31 protein-coding genes and 2 tRNA genes are annotated in these 26,061 nt (G+C 71.3%); 13 read left to right on the top strand and 20 right to left on the bottom strand.

Annotated elements, in window-relative coordinates; all coding sequences use genetic code 11:
- Positions 1–96 precede the first annotated feature (96 nt).
- The 4 genes from ACWEF6_RS27470 to ACWEF6_RS27455 form a co-directional block, all read right to left on the bottom strand.
- Positions 97–576: a carboxypeptidase regulatory-like domain-containing protein gene (locus tag ACWEF6_RS27470; RefSeq protein ID WP_449685561.1), complete on the bottom strand. Its 480-nt coding sequence runs from the start codon at positions 574–576 to the stop codon at positions 97–99.
- Positions 573–1,178: an RNA polymerase sigma factor gene (locus ACWEF6_RS27465; protein ID WP_176173576.1), complete on the bottom strand. Its 606-nt coding sequence runs from the start codon at positions 1,176–1,178 to the stop codon at positions 573–575. Before ACWEF6_RS27465 ends, ACWEF6_RS27470 begins: the two co-directional genes overlap by 4 nt.
- A gap of 419 nt (positions 1,179–1,597) precedes the next feature.
- Complete coding sequence (locus tag ACWEF6_RS27460; RefSeq protein WP_449685560.1) at positions 1,598–2,263, bottom strand: SGNH/GDSL hydrolase family protein; 666 nt, start codon at positions 2,261–2,263, stop codon at positions 1,598–1,600.
- Between the two features lie 9 nt (positions 2,264–2,272).
- Positions 2,273–2,881 carry an NAD(P)-dependent oxidoreductase gene (locus ACWEF6_RS27455; protein ID WP_449685559.1) on the bottom strand — a complete coding sequence of 203 codons (609 nt, stop codon included), beginning with the start codon at positions 2,879–2,881 and terminating at the stop codon, positions 2,273–2,275.
- A gap of 83 nt (positions 2,882–2,964) precedes the next feature.
- On the opposite strand from ACWEF6_RS27455, the gene ACWEF6_RS27450 reads away from it, so the two are divergent.
- Positions 2,965–3,528, top strand: a complete 564-nt coding sequence (locus ACWEF6_RS27450; protein WP_449685558.1) for a TetR/AcrR family transcriptional regulator — start codon at positions 2,965–2,967, stop codon at positions 3,526–3,528.
- A gap of 105 nt (positions 3,529–3,633) precedes the next feature.
- On the opposite strand, the gene ACWEF6_RS27445 is transcribed toward ACWEF6_RS27450, so the two are convergent.
- Positions 3,634–4,122, bottom strand: a complete 489-nt coding sequence (locus ACWEF6_RS27445) for a GbsR/MarR family transcriptional regulator (RefSeq protein WP_310968076.1) — start codon at positions 4,120–4,122, stop codon at positions 3,634–3,636.
- A 93-nt stretch (positions 4,123–4,215) separates the two neighbouring features.
- Between ACWEF6_RS27445 and ACWEF6_RS27440 the strand changes: the two genes are divergently transcribed.
- Both ACWEF6_RS27440 and ACWEF6_RS27435 read left to right on the top strand, forming a co-directional pair.
- A complete protein-coding gene (locus ACWEF6_RS27440) occupies positions 4,216–5,112 on the top strand; it encodes an ABC transporter ATP-binding protein (RefSeq protein ID WP_449685557.1) in 897 nt (298 codons plus the stop codon).
- A complete protein-coding gene (locus tag ACWEF6_RS27435) occupies positions 5,109–6,746 on the top strand; it encodes an ABC transporter permease (protein WP_449685556.1) in 1,638 nt (545 codons plus the stop codon). Before ACWEF6_RS27440 ends, ACWEF6_RS27435 begins: the two co-directional genes overlap by 4 nt.
- Here ACWEF6_RS27435 and ACWEF6_RS27430 read toward each other — a convergent pair.
- From ACWEF6_RS27430 to ACWEF6_RS27420, 3 genes are read right to left on the bottom strand one after another with little or no spacing between them, the layout of a single operon-like run.
- Positions 6,743–7,204, bottom strand: a complete 462-nt coding sequence (locus ACWEF6_RS27430) for a hypothetical protein (RefSeq protein WP_449685555.1) — start codon at positions 7,202–7,204, stop codon at positions 6,743–6,745. The two genes, ACWEF6_RS27435 and ACWEF6_RS27430, sit on opposite strands and share 4 nt — an antisense overlap.
- Positions 7,205–7,242: 38 nt before the next feature.
- A complete protein-coding gene (locus ACWEF6_RS27425) occupies positions 7,243–7,563 on the bottom strand; it encodes a hypothetical protein (protein WP_449685554.1) in 321 nt (106 codons plus the stop codon).
- A gap of 55 nt (positions 7,564–7,618) precedes the next feature.
- Positions 7,619–8,200, bottom strand: a complete 582-nt coding sequence (locus ACWEF6_RS27420; protein ID WP_449685553.1) for a TetR/AcrR family transcriptional regulator — start codon at positions 8,198–8,200, stop codon at positions 7,619–7,621.
- A 96-nt stretch (positions 8,201–8,296) separates the two neighbouring features.
- Between ACWEF6_RS27420 and ACWEF6_RS27415 the strand changes: the two genes are divergently transcribed.
- Positions 8,297–9,070, top strand: coding sequence for a nuclear transport factor 2 family protein (locus ACWEF6_RS27415; RefSeq protein WP_449685552.1), 774 nt, complete (start codon positions 8,297–8,299; stop codon positions 9,068–9,070).
- Here ACWEF6_RS27415 and ACWEF6_RS27410 read toward each other — a convergent pair.
- From ACWEF6_RS27410 to ACWEF6_RS27400, 3 genes are all read right to left on the bottom strand, one after another.
- The gene (locus ACWEF6_RS27410; RefSeq protein WP_310968499.1) at positions 9,033–9,821 is read right to left on the bottom strand and encodes a metal-dependent hydrolase; all 789 of its coding nucleotides are present in this window, start codon (positions 9,819–9,821) and stop codon (positions 9,033–9,035) included. The two genes, ACWEF6_RS27415 and ACWEF6_RS27410, sit on opposite strands and share 38 nt — an antisense overlap.
- Before the next feature lie 57 nt (positions 9,822–9,878).
- Positions 9,879–10,232: an STAS domain-containing protein gene (locus tag ACWEF6_RS27405; protein ID WP_003078104.1), complete on the bottom strand. Its 354-nt coding sequence runs from the start codon at positions 10,230–10,232 to the stop codon at positions 9,879–9,881.
- A 218-nt stretch (positions 10,233–10,450) separates the two neighbouring features.
- Entirely contained in the window at positions 10,451–10,759 is a 309-nt protein-coding gene (locus ACWEF6_RS27400) for a WhiB family transcriptional regulator (RefSeq protein ID WP_400865238.1), read from the bottom strand.
- 164 nt (positions 10,760–10,923) lie between these two features.
- On the opposite strand from ACWEF6_RS27400, the gene ACWEF6_RS27395 reads away from it, so the two are divergent.
- From ACWEF6_RS27395 to ACWEF6_RS27385, 3 genes are all read left to right on the top strand, one after another.
- Entirely contained in the window at positions 10,924–11,340 is a 417-nt protein-coding gene (locus ACWEF6_RS27395) for an anti-sigma factor (protein ID WP_449685551.1), read from the top strand.
- A complete protein-coding gene (locus tag ACWEF6_RS27390) occupies positions 11,337–12,116 on the top strand; it encodes a SigB/SigF/SigG family RNA polymerase sigma factor (RefSeq protein WP_449685550.1) in 780 nt (259 codons plus the stop codon). Before ACWEF6_RS27395 ends, ACWEF6_RS27390 begins: the two co-directional genes overlap by 4 nt.
- 62 nt (positions 12,117–12,178) lie before the next feature.
- On the top strand, positions 12,179–12,598 hold the full coding sequence (locus ACWEF6_RS27385; protein WP_449685549.1) for an ATP-binding protein: 420 nt from the start codon (positions 12,179–12,181) through the stop codon (positions 12,596–12,598).
- Here the strand turns inward: ACWEF6_RS27385 and ACWEF6_RS27380 are convergent, their stop codons facing one another.
- Complete coding sequence (locus ACWEF6_RS27380) at positions 12,599–13,078, bottom strand: MarR family winged helix-turn-helix transcriptional regulator (protein ID WP_449685564.1); 480 nt, start codon at positions 13,076–13,078, stop codon at positions 12,599–12,601.
- Positions 13,079–13,126: 48 nt separating this feature from the next.
- Here ACWEF6_RS27380 and ACWEF6_RS27375 point away from each other — a divergent pair, with 48 nt between their 5' ends.
- Together ACWEF6_RS27375 and ACWEF6_RS27370 are read left to right on the top strand one after the other, a co-directional pair.
- Positions 13,127–14,104: an aldo/keto reductase gene (locus ACWEF6_RS27375; RefSeq protein WP_449685548.1), complete on the top strand. Its 978-nt coding sequence runs from the start codon at positions 13,127–13,129 to the stop codon at positions 14,102–14,104.
- 18 nt (positions 14,105–14,122) lie between these two features.
- Positions 14,123–14,761 (top strand): nitroreductase family protein, encoded by a 639-nt coding sequence (locus tag ACWEF6_RS27370; RefSeq protein ID WP_449677415.1) that lies wholly within the window; start codon positions 14,123–14,125, stop codon positions 14,759–14,761.
- A gap of 140 nt (positions 14,762–14,901) precedes the next feature.
- Here ACWEF6_RS27370 and ACWEF6_RS27365 read toward each other — a convergent pair whose 3' ends face one another.
- From ACWEF6_RS27365 to ACWEF6_RS27355, 3 genes are all read right to left on the bottom strand, one after another.
- Positions 14,902–15,657: a 3D domain-containing protein gene (locus ACWEF6_RS27365; protein ID WP_449685547.1), complete on the bottom strand. Its 756-nt coding sequence runs from the start codon at positions 15,655–15,657 to the stop codon at positions 14,902–14,904.
- Between the two features lie 121 nt (positions 15,658–15,778).
- Positions 15,779–16,417: an alpha/beta fold hydrolase gene (locus tag ACWEF6_RS27360; protein ID WP_449685546.1), complete on the bottom strand. Its 639-nt coding sequence runs from the start codon at positions 16,415–16,417 to the stop codon at positions 15,779–15,781.
- Positions 16,418–16,427: 10 nt separating this feature from the next.
- On the bottom strand, positions 16,428–17,099 hold the full coding sequence (locus ACWEF6_RS27355; protein ID WP_449685545.1) for an HNH endonuclease family protein: 672 nt from the start codon (positions 17,097–17,099) through the stop codon (positions 16,428–16,430).
- A 178-nt stretch (positions 17,100–17,277) separates the two neighbouring features.
- Between ACWEF6_RS27355 and ACWEF6_RS27350 the strand changes: the two genes are divergently transcribed.
- Positions 17,278–18,321, top strand: coding sequence for a tetratricopeptide repeat protein (locus ACWEF6_RS27350; protein WP_449685544.1), 1,044 nt, complete (start codon positions 17,278–17,280; stop codon positions 18,319–18,321).
- Positions 18,322–18,379: 58 nt separating this feature from the next.
- Positions 18,380–18,847, top strand: a complete 468-nt coding sequence (locus ACWEF6_RS27345) for a hydrogenase maturation protease (RefSeq protein WP_449685543.1) — start codon at positions 18,380–18,382, stop codon at positions 18,845–18,847.
- Here the strand turns inward: ACWEF6_RS27345 and ACWEF6_RS27340 are convergent.
- Entirely contained in the window at positions 18,825–19,730 is a 906-nt protein-coding gene (locus ACWEF6_RS27340; protein ID WP_449685542.1) for a LysR family transcriptional regulator, read from the bottom strand. The genes ACWEF6_RS27345 and ACWEF6_RS27340 overlap by 23 nt on opposite strands.
- A gap of 84 nt (positions 19,731–19,814) precedes the next feature.
- Between ACWEF6_RS27340 and ACWEF6_RS27335 the strand changes: the two genes are divergently transcribed.
- Entirely contained in the window at positions 19,815–21,119 is a 1,305-nt protein-coding gene (locus ACWEF6_RS27335) for an aspartate aminotransferase family protein (protein ID WP_449685541.1), read from the top strand.
- Between the two features lie 43 nt (positions 21,120–21,162).
- Here ACWEF6_RS27335 and ACWEF6_RS27330 read toward each other — a convergent pair whose 3' ends face one another.
- Positions 21,163–22,512 carry a cellulose binding domain-containing protein gene (locus ACWEF6_RS27330; protein ID WP_449685540.1) on the bottom strand — a complete coding sequence of 450 codons (1,350 nt, stop codon included), beginning with the start codon at positions 22,510–22,512 and terminating at the stop codon, positions 21,163–21,165.
- Entirely contained in the window at positions 22,509–24,137 is a 1,629-nt protein-coding gene (locus ACWEF6_RS27325) for a glycosyl hydrolase family 18 protein (RefSeq protein ID WP_449685539.1), read from the bottom strand. The genes ACWEF6_RS27330 and ACWEF6_RS27325 overlap by 4 nt, the downstream gene beginning before the upstream one ends.
- A 362-nt stretch (positions 24,138–24,499) precedes the next feature.
- Between ACWEF6_RS27325 and ACWEF6_RS27320 the strand changes: the two genes are divergently transcribed.
- Positions 24,500–25,726, top strand: coding sequence for a cellulose binding domain-containing protein (locus tag ACWEF6_RS27320; RefSeq protein ID WP_449685538.1), 1,227 nt, complete (start codon positions 24,500–24,502; stop codon positions 25,724–25,726).
- 78 nt (positions 25,727–25,804) lie between these two features.
- Here ACWEF6_RS27320 and ACWEF6_RS27315 read toward each other — a convergent pair.
- Both ACWEF6_RS27315 and ACWEF6_RS27310 read right to left on the bottom strand, forming a co-directional pair.
- Positions 25,805–25,878, bottom strand: a tRNA-Arg gene (locus tag ACWEF6_RS27315).
- Between the two features lie 41 nt (positions 25,879–25,919).
- Positions 25,920–26,009 (bottom strand) — tRNA-Ser (locus ACWEF6_RS27310).
- Positions 26,010–26,061: the final 52 nt, after the last annotated feature.

Raw genomic sequence — 26,061 nt, 5'->3', positions numbered from 1 at the left:
GGGCTGGCTGCACTTCTACAATCATCACCGACCCCACAGCTCAACCGGCGGCAAACCGCCGGTCACCCGGCTGACCAACCTCCCTGGACATCACAGCTAGAGCACGACCGTCGGCGTCACGACCGTTCGCCGGCAGGACACGTCACCCAGGTGCACGAGGATCTGCGTCGTCCCGCGCGGCACGTTGTCGAGCACGAACCGGCCGCCCTCGTCCGCCATGGTCGACGACGTCCCGTGCTCGGCCACCCGCACCTCGACGCCGTACTGGCCGGCGGGTACCAGCCAGCCGTCGATGCGGTGGAGCTTGCCCATCTTGGTCAGGTTGATCATCACCGTCAGGTCGCTGACGGTGAACGTGATCGTGCCGGTGCCGCCGCCGCGGACGCCGGCCAGGTTGTCCAGCCGCTCCCAGCGGGCGACCTCGACGTCGAGGTCCTCCAGGGCGAGCGCGAATTGGACCCGCTGCACCAGGTCTCCCGGTGGCGGGTCCAGCTCGTCGAGGAAACGGCCGATGTCGGCCAGCAGCACGTCGTCACCGAAGGAGGCTTGGCCCCCCGGCGCCCCGAGGTCGTTCATCGGCTTCCCCCTTCACTGGCGAGGAGATCGCGCATCTGGTCGAGGCAGCGACCCCTGGTCGGTCCGACACTGCCGCGCGGCATGCGCAGCGCCTCGGCGACGAGCTGGTACTCCGCCCGACCCGCGAGCACGGTCAGCCGGAGCAGTTCCTGACAGCGGTGGGGCAGCCGGACGAAGGCGCGCCAGACCCGGCGGTCGCGGTCGGCGCGGACGGCTTCGTCCTCGGGTGCCGGTTGGGTGCTCGGCATCGCCTCGGCCACCTCGTCACTCAGCGGCACCGGCTGCATGCGGCGGCCGAACGGGTGGGTGGCCTCGCGGCGGGTGGTGGTGATCAGCCAGGCGGCGAGGGCTTTGGGGTCGCGGAGCTTGCCGAGCTGGCTGAACAGCGCGAGCCAGACGGTCTGGACGACGTCCTCGGCGACCGCGCGGTCGAGCCCGTTGGCCCGGGCGACGTGCCAGACGAGCGGGGTCAGCTCTTCGACGAGGCGGGCCATCGCCCGGCGGTCACCGTCTCTGGCGGCCTGCATGCACGCAGCGTGCAGTTCGGCGCCGGTCAGGCCCTCCCACGGCGGATCTACCTCTGTGGTTTGCACGTCGGTCACCGTATCTGCCCCTCTTCGGAAGAGTCTTCGAGTCGGCGTTGGCAGTATCGCGGGTCCTTCGGGGGGAAGGAGCGTGCAGGTGGATCTCGGATACATCAAGGTCACTTACTTCGTCGGTCGTGCACTACCGGTCAATGGCAAATCCGTGAGGTACCGGCCGGCGCGCGTGGACCCGCACCGGCCGGTACTCCCCTCCCTCAAGGACCCGCTCCCCAACGGGCCCCCGCCGGATGTCCCCTCCCCCGAAGGGCACCCGGCCGACGGTGTCCGGAAGCCCCCTCGGCTCCCGGCCACCGCGATCACTGCGAACGCGACACCCCCTGTCGTGTTCCTCCGTGCTTGGCTGCTCCACAGGACGCAGTGAGGGCGCCGCCAGATACCCGAATCGCCGATTTTTTTTGAAGATCGACGCAGAGCTGCTAACTGATCACCGCGTGTGCCAGCATTCCGGCCCAGCGGGCGTAGCCGGCCGGGCCCGGGTGGAACCGGTCGCTCGCGAAGGCGGCCGGGTCCAGCAGCGCGGGATCCATCGGGAGGTGCCGGACGCCGGGGACCCTCCCGAGCGTCGCGGCGGCCTTGTCCAACGCGGCCGAACGAGCCGCAAGGACGTCACGCAGCGGGCGGGGCAGGGCCGGGAAGCGGGACATCGGCGGCACCCCGGCCAGCAGGACGTCGACCGGCCCCAGCCGCCCGCGCAGGTCGAGCACCAGGCGTAGGAGGTCGCGGCGGTAGGCGGGGGCCGTCCGGAGCTCGATGGTGTCGTTGACGCCGAGAGCGATCACGACCAGGTCGGCCGGGCGGACCAGCGGGACGAGCTCGGCGCGGACCACCCGGGCGTTGGCGCCGGTCCGGCCGACCGCCTGCCAGCGCACCGCCCGGCCGTCGCGGGCCAGCTCGCGGGCGAGGCAGCCGGTGAGCGCTTCCCCGTGGTCCGCCGCGCCGACGCCGTCCACTGTGGACTCGCCGAGCACGGCGAGCCGGAAGGGCTCGCCGGCACCCGGGACGAGCCCGTCCGCCGGCCCCGCCGCGCCGGGGAGCCGCGGGGTCTTGCGCTTGACGTACCGAGCCTGAGCGAGCAGCACCATCCCTTGACGCTAGCCGTGCGCGATCGAAACCTTCTGCCTGATCAGCGTGGGGTCGGCCACGGCGTCGAGCAGGTAGGCGGCGACGTCGGCGCGGCGGATGGTGAACGTGCGGACGTTCCCGTCGAGCCGGCTCCGCACGGCCCCGGTCCGCGGGCCGTCGAGCAGCATCGGCGGGCGGACGATCGTCCAGTCCAGGTCGGTCGCCTCGACCACGGCCTCCATCGCGAGCATGTCCGCCCAGCCGTGCTTCAGGAAGGTGTTGAGCAGCGGCTTCACCAGCGAGCGCGTGAAGAAGCCGTCCCCTTCCGTGTGCATGCCGCTGGCGCTGACGACCAGCAGGCGCTTCGCCCCGGCCCCGATCGCCGCGCGGGCCCCGTCCGCGCAGACCGTGGTCGGCCCGCGGTCGCGGGAGCCCACCGCCGAGATGACGGCGTCCCGGCCTTCGACGGCGGCCGCCAGCTTCTCCCGGTCGTGCAGGCCCGCGACGACGACTTCGGCCGGCAGCGCGAACCGGGCGGGGTCGCGCACCACCGCCGTCACGTGCCAGCCGCGGTCCAGTGCCTGCTTGACGACCTCGCCGCCGACGCCGCCAGTGGCGCCCAGCACGGTGATCCTCATCGGTTTCCTCCTCGGTTAGTGAACACTCACCAGGTAGGGTGAGTGTTCACTAACCACGCTGAGAACGCACTCAGGGAGCCGCTATGGGAAGCCGCGAAGAGATCGTCGCCGCGGCCGCGAAGGTGATGCGCGAGCAGGGCTACGCCCACGCGACGACGAAGGTCATCGCGCAGACCGCGGGTTACTCGGAGGCGATGCTCTACAAGCACTTCCGCGACAAGACCGACCTGTTCCGCAGCGTGCTGGCCGAGGAACTGCCCGCGCTGGGCACCCTCCTCGCCGAGCTGACCGCGGACCCCGGACGGGCGCCGCTGCGGGACAACCTCGTCCGCCTTACCCGGCTCGGCCTGGCGTTCTACGTCGACAGCTTCCCGATCGCCGTCTCGATGTTCTCGTCGAAGGAACTGCTGCGCTCCCACCGCGAACGGTTGCGGGGACACGGCCCGCACCTGCCCCTGCGCGGGGTCGCGGACTACCTGCGGGCGGAGCGGGCCCTGGGCCGGATCAAGGCGGAGGCCGACGTCGAGGCGGCCGCGGCCCTGCTGCTGGGGGCCTGCTTCCAGCAGGCGTTCCTGGCCACGTTCGAAGAGCGCGAGCCCGCCGACTTCGCCGAGCGACTCGCGGACACGTTGCTCGCCGCGTTGTAGCGGCTGCCGCCGGATGGCTGGAGTGGATCAGACCACCCTGCCAGCCGGCTCGGCCGAGGTCATGTTCCGGAGCGCGGCCACCCGGTGCGTGGCGACCCGGCGCGATTAGGCGTTCTTCTCCTCGCGCATCTTGTGCCAGCGCTCGTACATGTTGTTGAGCTCCTCGAGCATGAACGACAGGAAGTCCCGCATCTCGGCGAGCCGCTTGCCCGACGGGGTGTCCTCGCCGAGGGCGTCGATGCCGTTCTCGGCCGCGTCTCGCCACATGATGATCATGCGGTCGCGCTTCATGAACGTGGCGTACCAGAGGTCGTCGTAGAGGCGGTAGTGGTCACGGCGCTCGCCGGGCTCGCGCTCCTTGGCGACCAGGCCGATCTGCTCGAGGTAGCGGACCGCGCCGGACACCGCGGCCGGGCTGACCGACAGCTGGGCGGCCAGGTCGGCGGCGGTCAGCCGGCCCTCGTCGGTGGTCATCAGCGCGGCGAACACCCGCGCCGGCATGCGTTGCATCCCGATCTGCGACAGCACGAGCCCCAGGCTCTCGACGTACCGGCGGACGGCGTCTTCATCTCGCTGCACTTCAGGCGTCGTCATCGGCCCATCCTTCCGTACCCATCCCCCATGATCACTCGATCTAGACATTTTCTTAACTTCACAACTTCGTGAAGCGAGTGTAGCTTCCGAACCATGGAAAACGCCATTTCGGTCACCGGCCTGCACAAGTCGTTCGGCCGGACCAAGGCCCTCGACGGCCTGGACCTGCAGGTACCCGCTGGGGAGGTGCACGGCTTCCTCGGCCCCAACGGCGCGGGGAAGTCGACCACCGTCCGGGTGCTGCTCGGCCTGCTCCACGCGGACTCGGGGGACGTCCGGCTGCTCGGCGGCGACCCCTGGAAGGACGCCGCGAGCCTGCACCGCCGCCTGGCCTACGTGCCCGGCGACGTCAACCTCTGGCCCAACCTCTCCGGCGGCGAGGTGATCGACCTGCTCGGGCGCCTGCGCGGCGGCCTGGACGAGAAGCGCCGCGCGGACCTCATCGAGCGCTTCGACCTCGACCCGAAGAAGAAGGGGCGGACGTACTCGAAGGGCAACCGGCAGAAGGTCGCCATCGTCGCCGCCCTCGCCTCCCGCGTGGACCTGCTGATCCTCGACGAGCCGACGTCCGGCCTCGACCCGCTGATGGAGGCGACCTTCCAGGACGCCATCCAGGAGGAGCGCGAGCAGGGCCGGACCGTGCTGCTCTCCAGCCACATCCTCGCCGAGGTCGAGGCGCTGTGCGACAAGGTCAGCATCATCCGCAACGGCCGCACGGTCGAGTCGGGCACGCTCGCCGAGCTGCGGCACCTGACCCGGACGTCGATCACCGCCGAGCTCGCCGGGCCGCCGAACGGGCTCACCGAGCTGGCCGACATCCACGACCTCAAGGTCGAAGGCAACCGCGTCCGCTTCGACGTCGAGACGCGCTCGCTCGACGAAGCTCTCCGGCAGCTCACCGAGGTCGGCGTCCGGAGCCTGGTCAGCCAGCCGCCGACGCTGGAGGAGCTGTTCCTGCGCCACTACACGACCGAAGCGGGCGCGAAATGACCGCGACGCTCACCCGCCCCGAAGCCGCGGTGGCGCCCGCGCACGAACTGGCCGGCACCGGGCACCTCACCCGGCTCGCGCTGCGCCGCGACCGCGTGGTCCTGCCGATCTGGATCGTCCTGCTCAGCGTCGTCCCGGCGAGCACGGTCAACACGTTCACGCAGTTCTACCCGACCGTCGCCGACCGGCTCGCCCTGCAGGCGGGCGCGAACGCCAACCCGTCCTACGCGCTGCTCTACGGCCCGCCCTTCGACCTCACGACGGCCGGCGGGTTCATCGCCTGGCGCATGTGCGGGTTCCTGGCGCTGCTCACCGGGCTGATGGCCGTCTTCACGGTCACCCGGCACACCCGCGCCGAAGAGGACACCGGGCTCGCGGAACTGCTCGCGTCCGCGGTGGTCGGCCGGTACGCGGCGTTGACGGCGGCGCTGCTGGTGGCCGGCGGCGCGAGCGTGCTGACCGGGCTGATCCAGGCGGTCACGCTGATCGGCGCCGGCCTGCCCGCGGCCGGTTCGCTCGCCTTCGGCGCGGCGGAAGCCCTGGCCGGGCTGGTGTTCACGGCCGTCGCGGCGGTCGCCGTCCAGCTGGCCGAGTACTCCCGGACCGCCAACGGCATCGGGACCGCCGTGGTCGGCGCCGCGTTCCTGCTCCGCGGCGCCGGGGATTCCACTGTGGACGCCCGCTGGCTGTCCTGGCTGTCGCCGATCGGCTGGGTGCAGCAGGTGCGGGCGTTCGCCGGGGAACGCTGGTGGGTGCTCCTGCTGCCGGCGGGGTTCGCGCTGGTCGTCGGCGCGGCCGGGTACTGGCTGCTACCCCGCCGCGACGTCGGCGTCGGCATCCTGCCGCCCCGCCCGGGTCCGGCCCGCGCCGCGGCGAGCCTGCGCTCCCCGCTCGCCCTCGCCTGGCGGCTGCACCGGGGTCCGCTGCTGGGCTGGCTCATCGGCACGGCCGTGGTCGGCGCGGTGTTCGGCTCGATCGCCAGCGGCATCGGCGACCTGGTCGGCTCGAGCCCGCAGGCGCAGCAGATCTTCGAGCGGCTCGGCGGCAGCCACGCGCTGACGCAGGCGTTCCTCGCCGCGATGGCCGGGATGTTCGCCATGGTCGCGTCGCTCTACGGCGTCCAGGCGGTGCTGCGGATGCGCGGCGAGGAGACCGCGATCCGGCTCGAACCGGTGCTGGCCACCAGCGTCGGGAAGCTGCGCTGGGCGGGCGGCCACCTGGTGTTCGCCTTCTTCGGCACGGCGGCGCTGCTGCTGTCCGGCGGGGTGTTCATGGGCCTGGCGAACGGGCTGCGCACCGGCGACGTCGGCGGCTCGCTCGCGGACACCCTGTCCGGGATGCTCGTCCAGCTGCCCGCGGCCTGGGTGGTGGTCGCGCTCGCGGTGACGATCTTCGGGCTGCTGCCGGGCTTCTCGGCGGCGGCGTGGGCGGTCGGGGCGCTGGCGCTGCTGCTGAGCCTGTTCGGCCCGATCGTCAACCTGCCGCAGGTGGTGCTGGACGTCTCGCCGTTCCAGCACCCGCCGAAGATCCCGGGCCAGGAGTTCACCGCGACGCCGCTGGTGTGGCTGGTGGCGGTGGCCGTCGTCGCGCTGGTCGCCGGGCTGACCGGCTGGAAGCGCCGGGACGTCGGCTAACGCACCCGCAGCTCGTGGTCGGGACCGGCCACGAGCTGCGCCTGCGGGCCGCCCTTCCCGCAGCCGGGCCCGTTCGCCTCGACGAAGGCCGGCGTCACCTCGATGGTGTGCGGTTTCCCGTCGTCGAACCGGACGGTGACCCGGACCGGTTCGGCGGGCAGGCCGGGGAGGTCCGCGAAGCCGTGGAGCCCGCCGGTCGGGACCATCGACGTGCCGCACGAGCTGTCCGGGCCGGTGCCGGTGCAGGTCGTCGCGCCCGCCGACGTCTCGGGGTAAAGACCGAGGTCGCGCGTCAGGCACTGGCCGCGCCAGCAGGCTTCGAGGGCGGCTTTCGCGATGCCGTTGGGGGCCGGGACGGACAGGCTGATGCCGATCGGGACGCCGATGGCCGTGCAGGCCAGCTCCGGCCCGGCACAACCCGCCGTCAGGAGCATCGCGAACCCCAGTGCGTAACGCATGCCGACCAGACGGAACCGGCGGCCGCCGGGTTGCATCCTCAGTCGCGCCATCCGCTGGTGAACGGCAACACGGGCGTCTGCGAGGTGGGGGTGGCCGAGGGCGTCGGCTCCACAGTGACCTCGACGAAGCTGGTGGTGGTCGTCGGCGGAGAGATCTCCACGGACGTGACCGTGGACGGCGGCGCGGAGGTGGTGACGGTGACGGGAACCGCGGCAACGGTCTTGGTCGGCGGCGTGATGGTGTCGACGGTGCGAGGCGTGCTCCGCCCGGCGATGAGCAACGCGGCGACCAGCAAGCCGGTGGCGAACCCGGCGAGCCCCGTGACCGCGGCGGAGCCCCAGGTAGGTCGGCCGCTCATCCGGGCACCCCCTCGCCACGCGCAGCGCAGGTACGAGGACTAACTCGCGTTGATCTTACGTCGTGTTACCCGATGCGCACCCCGGAGATTTCCCGGCCTGCGCGGCTTGCAGGCCATCGACGACCACCCGGACCAGGTGCGCGCTGCCCGGGGCGTACCGCTCGACGGCGAGGCAACCGACGATGAGCGCCCGCAGGTCGTCGCCGTCGATGTCGGGGCGGATGGTGCCGCTCGCCTGCGCCCGGGCGAGCAGCTCGGCCAGCGCGGCGCGGAACTCCTCGCCCGCGCCGGCCTTGAAGGCGTGGCCGCTGGACTCAGCCAGGGCGTCGCAGATCGCCCGGTTGAGGGACGCCTGCTTGATCACCCGGACGAAGTAGTCGACGAAGACCTCGCCGGGGTCCTCCGCAGTGGCGAGCGCGCGGGCTTCCTCGGCGAACTGCTGGATCCGTTCGAGGACCACGGCCTGGAACAGGGCTTCCTTGCTGGGGAAGTGCCGGTAGACGGTCCCGGCCCCGACGCCCGCGAGCCGCGCGATGTCGTCGAGCGGCACGGCGAGGCCGTCCAGCGCGAAGGCCTCCTCGGCGGCGGCCAGCACCTTGGCCCGGTTGCGCCGGGCGTCGGCGCGCATCTTCTCCATCAGTTTCTCCTCGTTGACAACCGGAACGATCGCTCCGTATCGTCCTAAGCGGGCCCACCGTTCCGATTCAACGCCCAGTTTGGCAGGAGAATTCCGATGCCGCAGACCACCCCCGAAATCGCCGCCCTGGTCCGCGAGGGGATGGCCACCTTCGACGCCTCCCGGTTCGCTTCCCTGATCGCCGCCGACGCGGTGTTCGAGGTGCCGTTCCGGGGACAGCGGATCGAAGGACGCGAGGCCGTGGTGTCGACGTTGACCGACGGCGGCACCCGGGCCCGGGCGGCCGGCCTGACGGGAGCGCAGGTCACGACCACCCTCTCGGAGTCGGGTTTCGTGGTGGAGGTGGTCGTCTCGGGCCCCGGTGTGGAGTTCCCGTCCTCGGTCGGGATCGTGACGGTCGCGGACGGCGAAATCACGTCCTACCGCGACTACCCGAACGTTTCGGCCGCTTCGAAGCTCACGCGGGCGGTGTTCGACCGGTTCCTCGCCGCCTCGGTGGAGAACCGCTGGGACGACCTCGCCGACCTGTACGCCGAAGACGTCGTCCTCGAGATGCCGTTCACCCTCCCGGGCGTGCCTCGCGTGACCGAGGGCCGCGAAGAGCTGCGCCGCCGTTTTCGCGCCGCCGCCGAGTCGCGGCGGGTCACCAAGGCCGAGAACGTCGTGGTCCACGAGACGAACGACCCCGGCACCCTGGTCGCCGAGTTCGACCTGCACCAGGAAGTCCGCGGCACGGCCTTCGCCGTCTCCTACGTCATGGTCCTCACCGTCCGGGACGGGCGGATCGCCCGCTCCCGCGACTACACCGACACCGCCGCCGCGGCGGAACGGTTCAAGGCGTGGTCGCCCGCTGGCTCGTCGGCGGGATGAACAGCCGCTCGAACGTGCTCACCGTGTGCTCCCACACGCCCGGCACCAGCAGCACCCCGAGCAGCGCGAACACCGGGAAGATGAGCCGCTTCTCGACCTTCTTGCCGGTCCGGAAGCGCAGCACCCGCGGCGGCCGGATCTCGTACCACGTCTCGCCCGCGATGGGGATCGGGAACAGGAACGGGCACCCGGCCTCGGTCAGCGCGTCGCCCAGGCAGTGGGTCAGGCACCCGGCCGCCACCGCGATCCCGAGCCAGCCCGAAATGGACTCCAGTTCACCCGCCCGATCGGGCGGGGCCGTGAAGAACCACCACGCCACCGCCGCGCCGCTCACCGGCAGGAGCCAGTCGCCCAGGGCGCCTTCGGCCAGCATCAGGCCGAAGACGACCACGCCGACGACCGCCCACGGGCCGCCTTCCGTCGTGCCCCACGACGTCAGCAGGCCGAGGCCGGCCGCGAACAGGACCGTGTGGGACAGGTGGCGGTGCTTGCCGGAGACCTTCTCGTCCCGCGGGCCCTTCGTCAGCGCGTAGAAGCCCGCCGAGACGCGGCGCAGCACCCAGGACAACGCGCCCGTCAGCCAGCCGAGGAGGCGGGACGCGCTCGCCCCGGGGTGGTCGAGGTCGGGCAGCAGGGCGAACCCCGCCGTGGTCGCCGCGAAGACGACCGCCTGGTGCACCGAACCCGCCCCCACCGCGGGCGCCAGGGCCAAGCCCGCGCACCAGCCGGTCAGGGCGTGCGTCCGCCCCATCATCGTGCCGCCCCCAGGTCCGCGAACGAAATCAGTCCGCGGAACCGTAGCGGGCGGTCAGGCTTGGGGGTCTTCCGACACGCTCAGGTGTTCGGCCACGCCGGTGAGCTCGATCACGCGGCTCACCGCGGGGCTCGGGACGACCGCGAGTTCGACATCCTGCTCGCCGGCCTGGCGTTGTGCGCGGAGCACCACGTTCAGCGCGGAGGAATCGAAGAAGGTCACCCCGGTCAGATCGGCCACGACCCGCTGCGCGCGCTTGTCCGCGATCAGCCCCGCCAGGGCCTCCTGCAGCTGCGGGCTGGTCAGCAGGTCGAGCTCGCCGGTGACCACCACCCGGGGTTCCGTCGCGTCGGTGTCCAGCGTGATGCCGAACCCGGGCGGGGTGGCGTTCTGGTCGGCTGCGGGCATGCAGTTTCTCCTCGTCAGGCGCTGCTCCTGCGCCGGGTACGCGCCTGTTGTCTCAAGCGGCAACCGTGTCACCGTGCCTTTCCAAAGCTCGCGCCTGGCACGGTCAAGGCAACTCCGGGGCCAACCCTAACCCAGGAAGCGACCGCACCCGCCACGGCCGCCGCCCTTTCGCGTGTACTGCTCACCGGCGATCAAATCCTGCCTGCTCAGCGCTCTGCTCAGTGCGCACCGACGGCCTTCCGCGCCGCCCTGCGCTGGCGCAGGAACAACTGCCGCCGCTCGATCTCGCCGAGGCCGCCCCAGATGCCGTACGGCTCCTGTACGGTCATCGCGTGCGTGCGGCACTGGGCCAGGACCGGGCAGGTCTGGCAGATGGCCTTGGCGCGCGACTCCCGCCGCTCCCGCGCCGAGCCCCGCTCGTTGTCCGTGTGGAAGAACAGGCTGCTGTCCGCACCCCGGCAGGAGCCGCGCAGCTGCCATTCCCACTCTTCAGCAACCACGTTGGGCAGCCGGCTCACGTCAGCCATGTCGTCCCCGCCTTTCCCAGGATCTCCCGTGTCGACCGCTACATGCCCGCCGGTGGAGCGGATCAAACCCGGGTTTGGTTTGCTCACCCCACGGGCATCTCGCTGACCGGGCGTGGCAGAGACCGCCGATCCCCGGCAGCGCGAGTGCGGAGAAAGGAACAAACGTGGAGGACAACGCCCCGCTCGTCCCGGAAGGCGCGCAGGTCATCGAGGTGCGGACGGCCGCGATCCCGCACGTCGTGCCCACGCTGCGGACCATCGTGGCCGACATCGCGATGCGCCAGGACTTCGACCTCGACGCCGTCGAGGACCTCCGGATGGCGGTGGACGAGGCGTGCTCGTTGCTGCTCCCCGCCAGTTCGGACGGCCGGCTGACCTGCGTCTTCTCCTGGAACGGGCCGCGCATCGAGGTCTCGGTGTCGGTGCTGGCCGACAGCGCCGACCACGAGGACGACGCCGGCCTGTCGTGGCAGCTGCTGACCGCGCTCGCGACGTCGGCCGAGCGCACGATCACGCCGGAGAACGGCGGCTACCTGTCGCGAGTGGACCTCGTCCGGGAGAGCCAGGCGGCGGACTCGTGAGCGATCCCGCCGGGAGCAGCGAGGGCGACCTCGACGTCGGCGCGCTGTTCCGCCAACTCGCCGCCGCGGCGGCGGGCTCGCCGGAGCGCGAGCGCATCCGCGACACCCTCGTGCGCGCGCACCTGGAGCTGGCGCGGAACCTGGCCCGGAAGTTCCGCAACCGGGACGAGGCGATGGAGGACCTGATCCAGATCGCCACGGTCGGGCTGATCCACGCCGTCGACCGGTTCGACCCCGAACAGGGGACGGACTTCCTCGCGTTCGCCGTCCCCACGATCTCCGGGGAGCTGCGGCACCACTTCCGGGACAACAGCTGGTCGGTGCGGGTGCCGCGGCGGCTCAAGGAGCTGAACGCGAACATCTCCGCGGCGCGCGAGGAGCTCACCGTGCAGCTCTCGCGCGCGCCGAAGCCGAGTGAGATCGCCGCGCGGCTCGGGGTGCCCATCGAGGACGTCTACGAGGGACTCCGCGCCGGTCAGGGCCGGTACGGCGCGTCGCTGGACCACCTGCTGGAGAACGCGGCGCACACGCGCTTCGGGGCCCCGGACGCCGAGCTCGGCCAGGCCGAGCTGCGTGAGGCGCTGCGCCCGATGCTGGAGAGCCTGCCGGAGCGGGAGCGCAAGATCGTCGCGCTGCGGTTCGGCTCGGGGATGAGCCAGTCGGACATCGCGCGCCGTGTCGGGGTGTCCCAGATGCAGGTGTCGCGGCTGCTGGCCGCGACGCTGAAGAAACTGCGGTCCGGCCTGGACGAATCCGAGCTGGCCGACGGCACCTGATTAGCCCATCCGCCACTTGGGTACTTGGCGGGCGGTACCGAACTCACTGGGAGGGGGACCGGATGACGACGTCGAGAATGCCGCAGCGTTCCGCCGCGGCGGCCGCCTCGCTGAGGGTGCTCCTCCCGGCCGACGTCACGGCTCCGGCACTGGCCCGGCACGAGGTCCGGACGGCGCTGCTGCGCCTCGGCGTGCGGGAGCAGCAGCTCGAAGACGTCCTGCTGGCGACGTCGGAGCTGGTCACCAACGCCTTCGAGCACGGTGACCGGCCCCAGCGGCTCGAGCTGGAGTACGCCGGCGGCCGGCTGACGCTGCGGGTGCACGACACCGGCCGGATGCTGCCCGAGCTGCGCGCGCCGTCCCCGGCCGAGGCGCGCAGCCGGGGGCTCGTCCTGGTCCAGGCGCTGTCGCTGGACTGGGGCTTCGAACGCTGCCCCGGCGGCAAGTACGTCTGGGCCGTGTTCGCGCTGCCGGACGCCTGATCAGCGCAGTTCGCGCGCGGCGTCGGTCTCCCCGATCCGCTCCCGGAACGGCTTGCGCTCCAGGGCCGCGGTGAGCGCGTCCAGCAGGGCCCGCAGCGAGTACGGCAACTCGGCTTCCAGCGCCTCCGTGGCCTCGGTGGTCGCCGTCCACTCCGCCTCGATCAGCGGCAACAGCTCGCGCGTCCGCGGCGTGAGCGACACGATCCGCTGGCGGGCGTCAGCGCCCGGCTCCAGGCTGACGAACCCGGCCCGGTTCATCTGCGCGACGGTCTGGCTGGCCGCCGAGTGCGTCACGCGCATCTCCCCGGCGAGGTCGCGGATGGCCAGCGGGCCGCGCGCGAGCAGCGCCCGCACCACCGGCGAGTACCGCGGCCGGTAATCGTCGAGGCCGATGTCGGCGAGGAACTTCGCGATGTCGCCGTCGAGGACCTCGAGGACGTGACGCATCCGGGTCCCCAGTCCTTCCGGACCCGCAGTCATGGCCATGACGGCCGATCATAGGCGCCGGTCGTGTGCTTGGATCGCGGCATGGAGAACCGGAAGATCGCCCGCCTGGGCCGTGAGGTGTCCGCCGTCGGGCTCGGCTGCTGGCAGCTCGGGGCGGACTGGGGCGAGGTCGACGAGAACGACGCGCTGGCCGTGCTGCACGCGGCCGCCGACAACGGTGTCACCTTCTTCGACACCGCCGACGTCTACGGCGACGGCCGCAGCGAGCGGCTGGTCGGCCGGTTCCTCGCCGAGCGCGGGGGCATCTTCGTGGCCACCAAGATGGGCCGCCGGGTCGAGCAGGTGCCGGAGAACTACGTCGCCGCCAACTTCCGCGAGTGGAACGACCGGTCGCGCCGCAACCTCGGCGTCGACACGCTCGACCTGGTCCAGCTGCACTGCCCGCCGACGCCGGTGTACTCCTCCGACGCGGTGTACGACGCCCTCGACGCGATGGTCGACGAGGGCCGCATCAAGGCGTACGGCGTCAGCGTCGAGACCTGCGAAGAGGCGCTGACCGCGCTGGCCCGGCCGAACGTGGCGTCCGTCCAGATCATCCTCAACTGCCTGCGGCTCAAGCCCCTGGAGCGGGTGCTGCCCGCGGCGGCGGAGGCGGGCGCCGGCATCATCGCGCGCGTGCCGCTGGCGTCCGGCCTGCTGTCCGGCCGCTACACCGCGCAGACGACGTTCGCCGAGAACGACCACCGCAACTACAACCGCCACGGCGACGCCTTCGACGTCGGCGAGACGTTCTCCGGCGTGCCCTACGAGGTGGGCCTGGAGGCCGTCGAACGGCTGCGCGGGCTCGTGCCGTCCGGCCAGACGCTCGCCCAGTTCGCGCTGCGCTGGATCATCGACCAGCCGGGCGTCAGCACGGTCATCCCGGGCGCCCGCAACGCCGGGCAGGCGGAGGCGAACACCGCGGCGGCATCGCTGCAGTCGTTGTCGTCGGAGGCGCAGGCGGGCGTGCGCGAAACCTACGACGAGCTCATCCGGCCGCTGGTGCACGATCGCTGGTGAGCCCGGCATGATGGGCCGATGATGACGCCCGAAGAGCTGCTGACCACGACCAGGACCGTCCGCAAGCGCCTCGACCTCGAGCGCCCGGTGCCGCTCGACCTGGTCAAGCACTGCGTGCAGGTCGCGCTCCAGGCGCCGAGCGGCTCGAACACCCAGCGGTGGCAGTGGCTGGTCGTCACCGACGCCGGCCAGCGGGCCGCGCTCGGCGAGATCTACCGCCGGGCGTGCCACGAGTACCTCGAGTCGCCGAACGCCGCGGGCAAGCTGTTCGCGGACGACCCGGCGCGGGCCGCGGTCCAGCAGCGGGTCGGCGACAGCGTCGCCTACCTGGCCGACCGGATGGGCGACGTCCCGGTGCTGGTCGTCCCCTGCCTGGAAACGCCGTCGTCGGAACTGCCGGCCGGCAACCAGGCGGGGCTGTGGGCGTCCCTGCTGCCGGCGGTGTGGAACTACATGCTGGCGGCCCGCTCGGTGACGCTCGGGACGGCGTGGACGACGCTGCACCTGAAGTACGAGCAGGAGGCGGCCGAGGTACTGGAGCTGCCGAAGAACGTCCACCAGGCGGCGTTGATCCCGACGGCGTTCTACACGGGCGAGACGTTCAAGCCGGCGGCGCGCCAACCCCTCGAGGAAGTCCTGCACCTCGACCGCTGGTGACCCGTGAAAGCCTCGTGTCATCCGGGGCTCCGCCCCGCGCCGGGGGCTCCGCCACCCGGACCCCCGTGAAAGCCTCCTTGCCGGGGCAGATGGGGGACGTCGGCAAGGAGGCCGTCACGGCCTTTCGGCGGTCAGGTGGTCTACCGCACGGTGAGGGTGAGCCGCTGAATGCCCCAGGCGTCGGCTTGCGATCCGGGCAGCCAGACGTCGACGATGTCGTCCTTGATCCAGCTCCCGATGTCGGCCGCGTAGCACTCGCCATAGCCGGGCACGGAGAACCGGGTGCCCCACGGGACGAGCCGGGCGTCGACGGCGCAGAAGCCCGGACCGGCCTGGTAGCCGAGGGCGGTCTGGGCGACGTCGTTGTACGCCGTGACGCGGTAGTTCAGCGTGGTGCCGGCCGGGATGCGGTACGCGGCGAGCCGGTTCGCGCCGTCGAGGCGGTAGGCCGTGGAGATCTGGCCGAGCGAGCCCGGGGAGTTGTCCTCCGCCGTCATCGCGTAGAGCTGGTAGTTCGCGTTCTGGCAGGGACTGGCGTCGGTGACGGTGAGCGTCGGCTGGCCCCAGTCGCTGATCCACTGCAGGGCTTGACCGTTGCGGAAAGCCCGGTAGGCCTTCGCGCCGGCGACCCGGGCGAACGTGAAGGTGACCTTGCCGTCGCTGCCCAGTCCCCCGCTGACCGAGCCGGGCGCGGGCAGCCGGTTGCCGACGTCCACCGCGCCGACGAGCGTGCCGGGGCCGTGCCCGCCGGTGACCGGGCGATCGGGGATGGGGCCGGAGTAGAAGTGCTGGCACGCGGGCAGGGCCGCGGCCTCGGCGGCGGGGGCGGGGGCGGGGGCGACGAGGAGGCTGCCGGCGGCGAGGGCCGTCAGGGCGAGGACGTGCGCGAGACGCATGGAACCTCCGTGGTGGGGACCGGGTGGAGGTGACGCGAGCGGGTTCGCCGCTGGTCCAGACCGTAAGTGGCCTGGACCACACAGTCAATAGGTCTAGACCTTTAAGCGCCGATCGGCGCAATCAGAGGTAACTCACCAGGCGGTCGGCCAGCGGACCGGGGTGGCTGAGCGGTACGCAGTGCGGGCCGTCGAGCTCGTCCGGCTCGATGCCGAGGCGCTCGCGGGCCACCCGCCGCTGGAAGTCCGGGACGAAGAACCGGTCGTCGCGGGCCAGCAGCACCCGGGTCGGCACGTCCGGGTGGGCCGGGAGCGGCCACGGCTCGTCCCACTCCTTGCTGACCTGCTCGCGCCCGTGCGCCTGGCACGCCTCGGCCAGCTCCGCCGGGACGCCGTTGAAGAACTGCTCGGTTTCGGTCAGGCCCTTCGGCGACTCGAAGCCGGTGTTGCCCCACCACTGGCCCGGCTGCTCCCCCGGCGCCGGGACCATCCCGGCCAGGTACACCAGCAGCCGCGCCCGGACCTTCGCGGCGACCAGCGGCGCGGTGAACCCGCCGTACGAATGGCCGACGACGGCGACGTCCGTGCGGTCGCCCAGCGCGGCCAGGACCGTCTCGGTGAACTCGGCCAGCCCGGCCGCGCGGTCGGTGATCGGCAGGTCGGGGGCAACGGCGTCGTGCCCACGGGCCTCGAGCTCCGGGATGAGCAGGTGGAAGTCCCAGCCGCTGCCGCCGCCTCCGTGGATCAGCGCGAAAGTCGTCACGCGGCCCAGCTCAGCAGCGGCGCAGCATGTCGGTCAAGGCGGTCTTCTCGGCCTGCGTGATGGTCAGCCCGTAGTAGTGCTTCACGACGATCCAATCCGTCGCGTAGGTGCACCAGAAAGCCACCAGCGGCGGCTTCCACTGGTCGGGCGCCTTGTCGCTCTTCTGCTGGTTGACGTTGTCGGTGACGGCGAACAGCTGCGGCCGGGTCAGGTCGTTGGCGAACTGCTCGCGCTTCTCGGTCGTCCACGACTTCGCGCCGCTCGCCCACGCCTGCCCGAGCGGGACCATGTGGTCGATGTCGAGGTCGGTCGCCTTGGTCCAGGTCTCGTCGTCGTAGACGCTGGTCCAGGTGCCGGACAGCGCCTTGCAGTCCTTGTCGGTCTTGACGTCCTTGCCGTCGCGCTTGAGGACGACTTCGCGGGTGTCACAGCCTGACCCCTGGCTGTCCCAGTGCGGGAACTTCTCCCGCGAATAGCCGTCCATGGACGTCCGCGCGGCGATGGTCAGCTCGCCGAGCTGCTTCTGCGCGTCGGCCGCGCTGACCGGCACCGGCGCATCCGAGGCCGGCGGGGCCGCGCCCGCGCCTCTCGTCGCCCAGTACCCGAAGAGCGCGACGGCCAGAATCGCGATTACCAGCAGAGTTCGCTGCGTCACGCTCAGCCGAAAACCCCGGGCCGCCACGATTTTCTCCTCTCACCTGCGCGGTCGCGCGGCGTAGTCTCACCTCTGCCGGCGCGGGACAACCGCGCCGACACGACGACCTGGCGCGAATGTGACGTCGCCCACCCACGGCGGAACTGTCACACGGAGCCGATCTTCTGCGACTACCGGAGCAGGACCCATCCGGAGGGAGCAGCCGATGCCCGGCCGGCTCAAGAAGTTCGACGAGTTCTTCCAGCGCAAAGCCGCCGAGGGCGGCAACGTCGTCGCCATGGCCCGGATGGGCCAGGCGATGCGCGAGCGCGGAGAGCCGGCCGAGGCCGAGTCGTGGTACCGCAAGGCCGCGATGGGCGGCGACCGCGTCTCGATGACGGCGCTGGCCCACCTCCTCGCCGAACGCGGCGCCCAGGAGGAGGCCGAGCGCTGGTACCACGAGGCCGCGCTGGCCGGCGAGCCGCACGGGATGCAGTACCTGGCCAAGTCCTGCGAGCGGCGCGGCAAGCGCGAAGACGCCCGGCACTGGTACGGCGAGGCGGCCCGGACCGGCGACCTGCCCTCGATGGCGGCGCTGGGCCGCATCCTGCGGGAAGAGGGCAAGGGCGAAGAGGCCGAGTCGTGGCTGCGGCAGGCCGCCGAGGCGGGCTTCACCGGCGCGATGATCGACTTGGGTCTCGTGCTGCGGGACCGCGGTCAGGCCGCCGAGGCCGGCCGCTGGTGGCGGTCCGCGGTCCAGGCCGGTGACCTCGCGGCCACCTGCCAGCTCGGCCGGCAGGCCGAGCGGCTGGGCCGGCCGGGCGACGCCGAATCGTGGTACCGCCAGGGCGCGAAGGGCGGCCACCTCGAGGCGATCACCCGCCTCGGGCTGCTGCTGCACCGCCGCGGCGACGTCGAAGAGGCGGAGAACTGGTACCTGGAGGCGGCCGAGCACGGCGACCCGGCGGCGATGACCAACCTCGGCGTCCTGGCCCGCAACCGCGGCGACGAGGGCGAAGCCGCCGCGTGGTACCGGAAGGCCGCCGAGCACGGCAGCGTCCCGGCCCTGACGAACCTCGGCCACCTCGCCGAGCACCGCGAGGACCTGGCGGCGGCCGAGCTGTGGTTCCGCCGCGCCGCCGAGACCGGCGACGTCCAGGGCATGCTCAGCCTGGCGCGCATGCTGCGGGCGCGCGGGGCGGCTCACGAGGCCGACCTGTGGCTGGCGCGGGCCGAAACCGTGCAGGACGAGCGGGAGCACCAGCACTAGCTATTGTGTGATCCACTTCACAGTTCTAGCCTGGGTGGGCACCCCAGGAGGTTGCGCAATGAGGCCACGAGTCCTGGTCGCGAGTATTGGCAACGTCTTCCTGCACGACGACGGCTTCGGTGTCGAAGTGCTCCGGGACCTGGACCGGGCGGGCCTGCCGCCGTGGGTGCAGATCGCCGACTACGACATCGCCACGGTCCACCTGGCCTACGACCTGACCGGCGGCTACGACACGACGATTCTGCTCGACGCCACCCCGCACGGCGAGGCACCGGGCACGCTGTCCCTGGCCTCGGCGGCGGACACGCACGACCTCCCCGGCGACGCGGTCGTCCGCCTCCTCCGGCTCCTGGGCGGCGACGCGGGCCGGGTCCTGGTCCTGAGCTGCGAACCGGCGTGCGTCGACGGCGGCCTCGGCCTGTCGGCGGCGGTCCGGGCCGCGGTCCCGGCCGCGGCGCGGGTGGTCACCGAACTGGCCTGGGGCGCGAGCCCGGCCCTGCCAGTCAAGGAGAAGACCGAAGTCTGACCCGCTCGGCCAGGTCGGGCAGCTGCCGCAGGGCTTCGAGGACCACGTTGACCGCCGCGCGGGGTGGGGATCCGCGGCGGGTGGCCGCCACGATCGTGCGGGTCACCGGAGTGGCCAGCTCGCGGGTGGCCACGCGGTACCGGCCGTCCACCGCCAGGCCCGGCAGCAGTGCGATCGACAAGCCGGCTTCGACGTGCTGCAACGTCATCAGGTAGTTGCTGAAGCGGCACACCACCCGCGGCTCGAAGCCCGACTCGCGGCACAGGCGCAGCGTCAGGTTCGCCATGTACGACTGCGGCATGTCCAGCGCCCAGGCCGCGTCCGCGTAGGCCGACAGGACCGCCGGGCCGCGAGGGGCGTCCGGCGGGGTCACCAGCACGATCGGGTCCGTGGCCAGCGGGACGATGTCGAGGTCGGGGCCCAACGGGACCTCGACGAAGTCGGTCGTGGTGATGATGACGTCGGCGTCGCCGCCGCGCAGGGCCGGGATGCTTTCGTGCGGTTCCAGCTCCAGGAGCTGGACCTCGAGGTCCGGGTGCGCCAGCCGGGTCACCGCCGGGACGGCCAGGGTGTGGATCGCGCTCTGGAACGCGCCGAGCCGGACCAGGCCGGCCGGCTCGTCGCCGAGGCTGCGCAGTTCCGCCTCGACCGTGTCCATGTGGTCGAGGATCACCCGCGCCCGGCGGGCCAGCATCAGGCCCGCCGGCGTGAGGCGGACCCGGCGGCCGGTGCGTTCCAGCAGCTGGGTGCGGGTTTCCGCTTCGAGGACGGCCAGTTGCTGCGACACGCTCGACGCGCTCAGGTTCGCGTCCTGCGCCACCGCGCGGACCGTGCCCAGCGTGTCGAGCCGGCTCAGCAGGCGCAGGCGCCACGGGTTCAGCATCCGCCGATTGTGCGGCAAAACCGAACAAGGAACCCGGAATTGTGAGATGGACGTGTCGCTCGCCGCGGACTTACCGTCGAAGCCATGGCTGACACCTTCTGGGGCGACGTCGACCGGCACCTCGTGCGTTACGGCGGCGCCTTCACCCGCGAGATCATCGACCACGCCGAAGGCAGTTTCGTCTTCACCGAGGACGGCCGGCGGATCCTCGACTTCACCTCCGGCCAGATGAGCGCGATCCTCGGGCACGCGCACCCGGAGATCGTCGAGACCGTCCAGCGGCAGGTGCGCAAGCTCGACCACCTGTTCAGCGGCATGCTGAGCCGCCCGGTCGTCGACCTCGCGCGACGGCTGGCCGACACACTGCCGGCGCCGCTCGAGAAGGCGTTGCTGCTGACCACGGGCGCCGAATCGAACGAGGCCGCCGTCCGGATGGCCAAGCTGGTCACCGGCAAGCACGAGATCGTCTCGTTCGCCCGCTCCTGGCACGGCATGACGCAGGCCGCGGCGAGCGCGACGTACAGCGCGGGCCGGCGCGGCTACGGACCGGCCGCGCCCGGCAACTTCGCCATCCCGGCGCCGAACGCCTACCGCCCGGACTTCACCGACGCGGCCGGTGAGTTGGACTGGCGTCGCCAGCTGGACTTCGGCTTCGAGCTGATCGACGCGCAGTCGGTCGGCAGCCTGGCCGCGTTCCTGGCCGAGCCGATCCTGAGCTCGGGCGGGATCATCGAGCCGCCGCCGGGTTACTTCGCCGCGCTGGCCGAGAAGTGCCGTGAACGCGGGATGCTGCTGATCCTCGACGAAGCCCAGACGGGCTTGTGCCGGACCGGAAACTGGTACGCGTTCGAGCGCGACGGCGTCGTCCCGGACATCCTGACGCTGTCGAAGACGCTCGGTGCCGGGCTCCCGCTCGCCGCCGTGCTGACCAGCGCAGCCATCGAGCAGGAGGCCCACGACCGCGGGTACCTGTTCTTCACGACGCACGTCTCGGACCCGCTCCCGGCGGCGGTCGGCAACACCGTGCTGGACGTGCTGACCCGCGACCGGCTCGACGAGCGGGCCCTGTCGCTGGGCGCGTTGCTGCGCCGGGGCCTGGAGGAGATCGCGACTCGCCACGAGGTCGTCGGCGACATCCGGGGCCGCGGCCTGCTGGCCGGGCTGGAGCTGGTGGTGGACCGCGAGACCAAGCGGAGCTCGGACGAGCTGGGCGCGCGGGTCACCCAGCGCTGCCTGGAGCTCGGGCTGCACATGAACATCGTGCAGCTGCCCGGGATGGGCGGGGTGTTCCGGATCGCGCCGCCGCTGACGGCGTCCGAAGAAGAGATCTCGCTGGGTGTGTCCATTTTGGACCAGGCGATCGGGGACGCCGTCAAAAGGATGTCGTGAGTGGTAAGGAGGGTTAGAACCCTCCTTACCACTCACGAGGGCGTCAGAAGCCCGCTGTCACCTTCGTGAAGTCCCAGTCGTTCTGGGCGATGCCGCTGCACGCCGACTGGACGCCGCCGCCGGGGCAGCCCCGGTCGCGGTTGACCGACCAGAACGCCAGGCGGGCGATCTTGTTCGACTTGGCCCAGTTGGTGATCTGGGTCCAGGTCGACAGGTCCGTCAGCTCCTGCTGGTCGGACAGGCCGTTCATGCCCGAGATGCCGAGGTGGGCGTACGCCGTGGCGTCGTTCCACCCGAACGTCGACTTCAGCTTGTCGCGCAAGCCGTTCGCCGCGCTCACCGTGCTGTTGTACATGTTCGCGCCGCCGCCGAAGTCGAACGGCATGATCGTGAACACGTCGACGTTCGCGCCCAGGGCCTTCGACTGGTCGATGAGCCGGTTGCCGTAGTAGTTCGGGCCGGTCGTCGACGTGCCGAAGGTCAGGATCGTCTGGATCCCCGGGTTGTTCTGCTTGACGATCTTCAGCGCGTTCAGGATGCGGTCCTGCACGGCCTCGTTCTCGAACTCGTCGGAGTTCTCGATGTCGATGTCGATCGCCTTCAGCCCGTAGGCGTTGATCACCTGCTGGTAGGCGCCGGCCAGCGCGGCCGGCGTCGAGCAGTTCGGCCCGAGCTTGTTGCCGCTCCAGCCACCGAACGACGGGACGATCTGGCCGCCCGCCGCCTTGATCTGCGCGATCGCGGTGGCGTCCGCGCTGCCCTGCAGGGGCCGGCTGCTGTCCCACGCCGGGTTGCAGCCACCGGAGGCGTTGACGAACGCCATGGTGAACCACTTGACCCCGGTCGCGTTCATCACCGTCTGCGGGTTCGGCGGGCTGCCCCAGCCCATGTACAGGTACGGCGCACCGCGGCCGCCCGGCGGGGGCGGGGTGGTCGTCGTCGGCGGGGTCGTCGTCGTAGGAGGCGTCGTGGTCGTGGGGGGTGTGCCCCCGGCGGCACACGACCCCCCGTTCAGCTTGCAGTTCGACGGCGCGACGTACGAACCGGAGTACGTCACGTTGAAGCCGAAGCTGGCGCTACCGCCGTTGCCGACGTTGCCGTTCCACGTGTTCTTCACCGTGACGTGCTGCCCGGACGCCGTGTAGCTGCCGTCCCACAGCGAGGAGATCTTCGCGCCGCTGGGCAGGTCGAACTCGACCGTCCAGCTCGGCAACGTCGAGCCCGAGCCGTTGGCGATCGTGTACTTGCCTTCGTACCCGGTGCCCCAGTCGGAGCCCTTCGCGAAGGTCGCGGACACGCCGCCCGCCGCGTTCGCCGGGGCGATCACGAACATCGCGCCGATCGTGGCGGCCGCGGCCGCCAGCCCGAGTGCGGGCAACCACCGGCGCGTCATGACAGGCCGTTCTTCATCGCGGTGATGAGCTCGCCGCCGGTGGTGTCCCCGGTCAGCTCCCAGAAGAAGGCACCGCCGAGACCCTGCTGCTTGGCGTAGGACATCTTGCCGCCGATGGTCGCCGGGGTGTCGTAGCTCCACCAGTTGCTGCCGCACTTGGCGTACGCGGTGCCGGCGAAGGTGCCGGTCGACGGGCAGGTGTTCTTGAGGACCTTGTAGTCCTCGATGCCCTGCTCGTAGGTGCCCGGCGCGGGGCCGGTCGCGGTGCCACCCGGGGCGTCCTGCGTGACGCCGGTCCAGCCGCGGCCGTAGAAGCCGATACCCAGCAACAGCTTGCTCGACGGGACGCCCTTGCTCTTCAGCTTCTGGATGGCCGCGTCGGAGTAGAAGCCCGGCGTCGGGATGCCGTTGAAGTTCGTCAGCGGCGAGTGCGGGGCCGTCGGACCCTGCGCCGCCCAGGCGCCGAAGTAGTCGTACGTCATCACGTTGTACCAGTCGATGTACTGCGCCGCGCCGCCGTAGTCGGCGACGTCGAGCTTGCCGCCGTTGCTGCCGTCGGCGGTGATCGCCGAGGTGATGAGGAACGACGAGCCGAACTTCGCCCGCAGCGCGGCCATCAGGTTCTTGTAGGCCGCGGCACCGCTGGTGTCACAGGAAAGGCCGCACGCGTTGGGGTACTCCCAGTCGATGTCGATGCCGTCCCAGATGTCCGCCCAGCGCGGGTCCTTGAGCAGGTTGTAGCAGGACTGCGCGAACGCGGCCGCGTTCTGCGAGGCCTGGCCGAAGCCGCCCGAGTAGGTCCAGCCGCCGAACGACCAGATCACCTTGAGGCCCGGGTGCAGCTTCTTCAGCTTGCGCAGCTGGTTGAAGTTGCCGGCGACCGGCTGGTCCCAGGTGTCGGCGACACCGTCGACGCTGCCCGCGGCGTCGTAGGTCTTCTGGTAGTCGGCGTACGGGTCGTCGTTCGCGGTGCACTGCCCGTTCTTGACGTTGCCGAACGCGTAGTTGATGTGGGTCAGCTTGCTCGCCGAGCCCGACGTCTCGATGTTCTTGACGTGGTAGTTGCGCCCGTAAACGCCCCACTGCACGAAGTAGCCGACGTTCTTCAGGCCACCCGGCGGGGGCGGCGTGGTCGTCGTCGGGGTGGTGGGCGTGGTCGGCGTCGTCGGGGTGGTGGTCGGCTGGGTCGGGGTGGTCGGCGTGGTGGTCGGCGTGCCGCCGCCGGCGTCGCAGGAGCCGCCGTTCAGCTTGCAGTTCGCCGGGGCCGAGTAGCTGCCGGAGTAGGCGACGTTGAAGCCGAAGCTGGCGCTACCGCCGTTGCCGACGTTGCCGTTCCAGGAGTTCTTGACGGTGACGTGCTGCCCGGACGCGGTATAGCTGCCGTCCCACAGCGACGCGATCTTCGCGCCGGACGGCAGGTCGAACTCGACCGTCCAGCTCGGCAGCGTCGAGCCGGAACCGTTGTTGATCGTGTACTTGCCTTCGTACCCGGTGCCCCAGTCGGACCCCTTGGTGAAGGCGGCGCCGACGCCACCGGCGGCGCTCGCCGGCACGGTGACGAGGCCGACCGCGATCGCGCCGACCGCGGTGAAAAGACCGAGGAGGTGCCATCTCTTTCTGGACATCGCTCTCCCTTGAGCCAGGTGCAGGGACGGCGGACACCGACACCGCCGGCGGGGACCAGGGCGGTGTTTTGCGCCGTTTGCGCAAACGTTACGTGGTCCAGACCAATTAGGGAAGCGTCACCACGGAGCGTGGCCAGTGGTCAAGACCAGCCCTCGGTCCAGTCGCCGCACTGGTCCAGTCCAGTAACGCAGCGCAGCCGAAACGGGCCACCTCCGGAACGGACCGCGACTGGCCCGACCGGGTGAAACCGGCACTTTGCCAGACACTTTGCTTGACGGGCGTACCGCAATCAGTCCACAGTCCCAACCGGGAATGAGAGCGCTCCCAAGTCGGACAGCCACTCGTCGACGAGGAGATCAGCATGCTCGCAACCGGTTCCCGTGCCCGGCGAACGACGGCCTTCGTGGCGGCCCTGGCGGTGACGACGGCGCCCGCGGTGGCCGGCCCGGCCGCGGACGCGGCGGAGGCCGCCGGCGGCTGCCGGGTCGACTACACGGTCAGCTCCCAGTGGCAAGGCGGGTTCGGCGCCGCCGTGACGGTCACGAACCTCGGCAGCCCGGTGACCGGCTGGCAGGTGGGGTGGACGTTCTCCGGCAACGAGCGGATCACCCAGCTCTGGAACGGCACGCCCACCCAGTCGGGCGCCCAGGTGTCGGTGACCAACGCGGCGTGGAACGGCGCGGTCGCCACGGGCGGCACGGTCTCGTTCGGGTTCAACGCCACGTCCGGCGGCAACCCGGCCACGCCGTCGGCGTTCACGCTCAACGGCGTCGCGTGCAACGGCACGACGCCGACCCCGCCGGAGGAGGGCAATCCCGCGGTGAACAACAACTTCCCGGTCACCCGGGAGGCCGCGTATGGCGACAACCGGTACACCGTGTTCCGGCCGTCGAACCCGCAGGCGGTGGGGGCACCGATGCCGGTGCTGGCGTTCGGCAACGGCGCCTGCGCGCACACGGACAACAGCGAGGTCACCCGCGCGCTGACGTTCATCGCATCGAAGGGCTTCGTCGTGGTGGACACGGGTTCGGCGAACGGCTCGGCCAACGGCGTGCCGAGCGGTTCTCCCATCCCGTCCCTGCTGACCGGCGCGATCACGTGGGCGGAGCGGGAGCAGAACCGCTCCGGGGCACCGCTGGCCCAGCGGCTCGACCTGACGAAGGTGGCCACCGCCGGCCACTCGTGCGGCGGCCTCGAAGCCCTGGTCGCCGCGCAGGACAGCCGGGTCTCCGCCGCGGTGTCCCTGGACAGCGGCTTCTTCGCCGACGGCTCGTTCGGCTACTCCCGGGCCGAGCTCGCCCGCCTCCACGCACCGACGCTGTTCATGGCCGGCGGCCCGTCCGACATCGCCTACGACAACACCCGGGCCAACTACGACCTGGCCACCGTGCCGTCGGTGCTGGCGGTGCACCCCCAGGCCGGGCACGTCGGCTTCATCACCGGCAACCAGCTGACCGACGGCATGACGACGGTCGTCCAGTTCCTCGACATGGTCCTCAACGGCAACGCGACGGCTCGCTCGTACATCCTGGACCCGTCCGGACTCGCGTCGAAGTACCCGTGGACGGTGGCCAAGAAGAACTTCTGACGGCGGCACCCCAGGCCTGAAACAGCAAGGAACCCCCTGTTTCCAGGGGGTTCCTTGTACTGCTGTCTCAACCAGACGTGCGCCCGAAGGGATTCGAACCCCTGACCTTCTGATCCGTAGTCAGATGCTCTATCCAGCTGAGCTACGGGCGCGTGTTCAGTTGTAACCTAGCACCCGGCGAACCGGGTACCAGCGGAGGCTCCGGGATTTGAACCCGGGAGGGGGGGTTACCCCCAACCGCATTAGCAGTGCGGCGCCATAGACCAGACTAGGCGAAGCCTCCTGGGCCCAACGACCACTGCTCAGATAGGTTACACACCCCTCGATCACCCCCG

It is taken from the genome of Amycolatopsis sp. NPDC004772, from assembly GCF_053601215.1.
The sequence above is the reverse complement of the archived record's forward strand: the minus strand, read 5'-3'. Positions and strand labels throughout refer to the sequence as shown.

Coding starts and splice junctions, on each gene's coding strand:
- ACWEF6_RS27430 (WP_449685555.1), bottom strand. CDS start 7,204: ATGCGTTACGCACTGGGGTTCGCGATGCTCCTGACGGCGGGTTGTGCC.
- ACWEF6_RS27365 (WP_449685547.1), bottom strand. CDS start 15,657: ATGCGTCTCGCGCACGTCCTCGCCCTGACGGCCCTCGCCGCCGGCAGC.
- ACWEF6_RS27450 (WP_449685558.1), top strand. CDS start 2,965: ATGGGAAGCCGCGAAGAGATCGTCGCCGCGGCCGCGAAGGTGATGCGC.
- ACWEF6_RS27375 (WP_449685548.1), top strand. CDS start 13,127: ATGGAGAACCGGAAGATCGCCCGCCTGGGCCGTGAGGTGTCCGCCGTC.
- ACWEF6_RS27370 (WP_449677415.1), top strand. CDS start 14,123: ATGATGACGCCCGAAGAGCTGCTGACCACGACCAGGACCGTCCGCAAG.
- ACWEF6_RS27405 (WP_003078104.1), bottom strand. CDS start 10,232: ATGCCCGCAGCCGACCAGAACGCCACCCCGCCCGGGTTCGGCATCACG.
- ACWEF6_RS27340 (WP_449685542.1), bottom strand. CDS start 19,730: ATGCTGAACCCGTGGCGCCTGCGCCTGCTGAGCCGGCTCGACACGCTG.
- ACWEF6_RS27420 (WP_449685553.1), bottom strand. CDS start 8,200: ATGGAGAAGATGCGCGCCGACGCCCGGCGCAACCGGGCCAAGGTGCTG.
- ACWEF6_RS27380 (WP_449685564.1), bottom strand. CDS start 13,078: ATGACTGCGGGTCCGGAAGGACTGGGGACCCGGATGCGTCACGTCCTC.
- ACWEF6_RS27470 (WP_449685561.1), bottom strand. CDS start 576: ATGAACGACCTCGGGGCGCCGGGGGGCCAAGCCTCCTTCGGTGACGAC.
- ACWEF6_RS27325 (WP_449685539.1), bottom strand. CDS start 24,137: ATGTCCAGAAAGAGATGGCACCTCCTCGGTCTTTTCACCGCGGTCGGC.
- ACWEF6_RS27335 (WP_449685541.1), top strand. CDS start 19,815: ATGGCTGACACCTTCTGGGGCGACGTCGACCGGCACCTCGTGCGTTAC.
- ACWEF6_RS27435 (WP_449685556.1), top strand. CDS start 5,109: ATGACCGCGACGCTCACCCGCCCCGAAGCCGCGGTGGCGCCCGCGCAC.
- ACWEF6_RS27330 (WP_449685540.1), bottom strand. CDS start 22,512: ATGACGCGCCGGTGGTTGCCCGCACTCGGGCTGGCGGCCGCGGCCGCC.
- ACWEF6_RS27385 (WP_449685549.1), top strand. CDS start 12,179: ATGACGACGTCGAGAATGCCGCAGCGTTCCGCCGCGGCGGCCGCCTCG.
- ACWEF6_RS27455 (WP_449685559.1), bottom strand. CDS start 2,881: ATGAGGATCACCGTGCTGGGCGCCACTGGCGGCGTCGGCGGCGAGGTC.
- ACWEF6_RS27440 (WP_449685557.1), top strand. CDS start 4,216: ATGGAAAACGCCATTTCGGTCACCGGCCTGCACAAGTCGTTCGGCCGG.
- ACWEF6_RS27345 (WP_449685543.1), top strand. CDS start 18,380: ATGAGGCCACGAGTCCTGGTCGCGAGTATTGGCAACGTCTTCCTGCAC.
- ACWEF6_RS27410 (WP_310968499.1), bottom strand. CDS start 9,821: ATGGGGCGGACGCACGCCCTGACCGGCTGGTGCGCGGGCTTGGCCCTG.
- ACWEF6_RS27460 (WP_449685560.1), bottom strand. CDS start 2,263: ATGGTGCTGCTCGCTCAGGCTCGGTACGTCAAGCGCAAGACCCCGCGG.
- ACWEF6_RS27445 (WP_310968076.1), bottom strand. CDS start 4,122: ATGACGACGCCTGAAGTGCAGCGAGATGAAGACGCCGTCCGCCGGTAC.
- ACWEF6_RS27425 (WP_449685554.1), bottom strand. CDS start 7,563: ATGAGCGGCCGACCTACCTGGGGCTCCGCCGCGGTCACGGGGCTCGCC.
- ACWEF6_RS27415 (WP_449685552.1), top strand. CDS start 8,297: ATGCCGCAGACCACCCCCGAAATCGCCGCCCTGGTCCGCGAGGGGATG.
- ACWEF6_RS27350 (WP_449685544.1), top strand. CDS start 17,278: ATGCCCGGCCGGCTCAAGAAGTTCGACGAGTTCTTCCAGCGCAAAGCC.
- ACWEF6_RS27320 (WP_449685538.1), top strand. CDS start 24,500: ATGCTCGCAACCGGTTCCCGTGCCCGGCGAACGACGGCCTTCGTGGCG.
- ACWEF6_RS27400 (WP_400865238.1), bottom strand. CDS start 10,759: ATGGCTGACGTGAGCCGGCTGCCCAACGTGGTTGCTGAAGAGTGGGAA.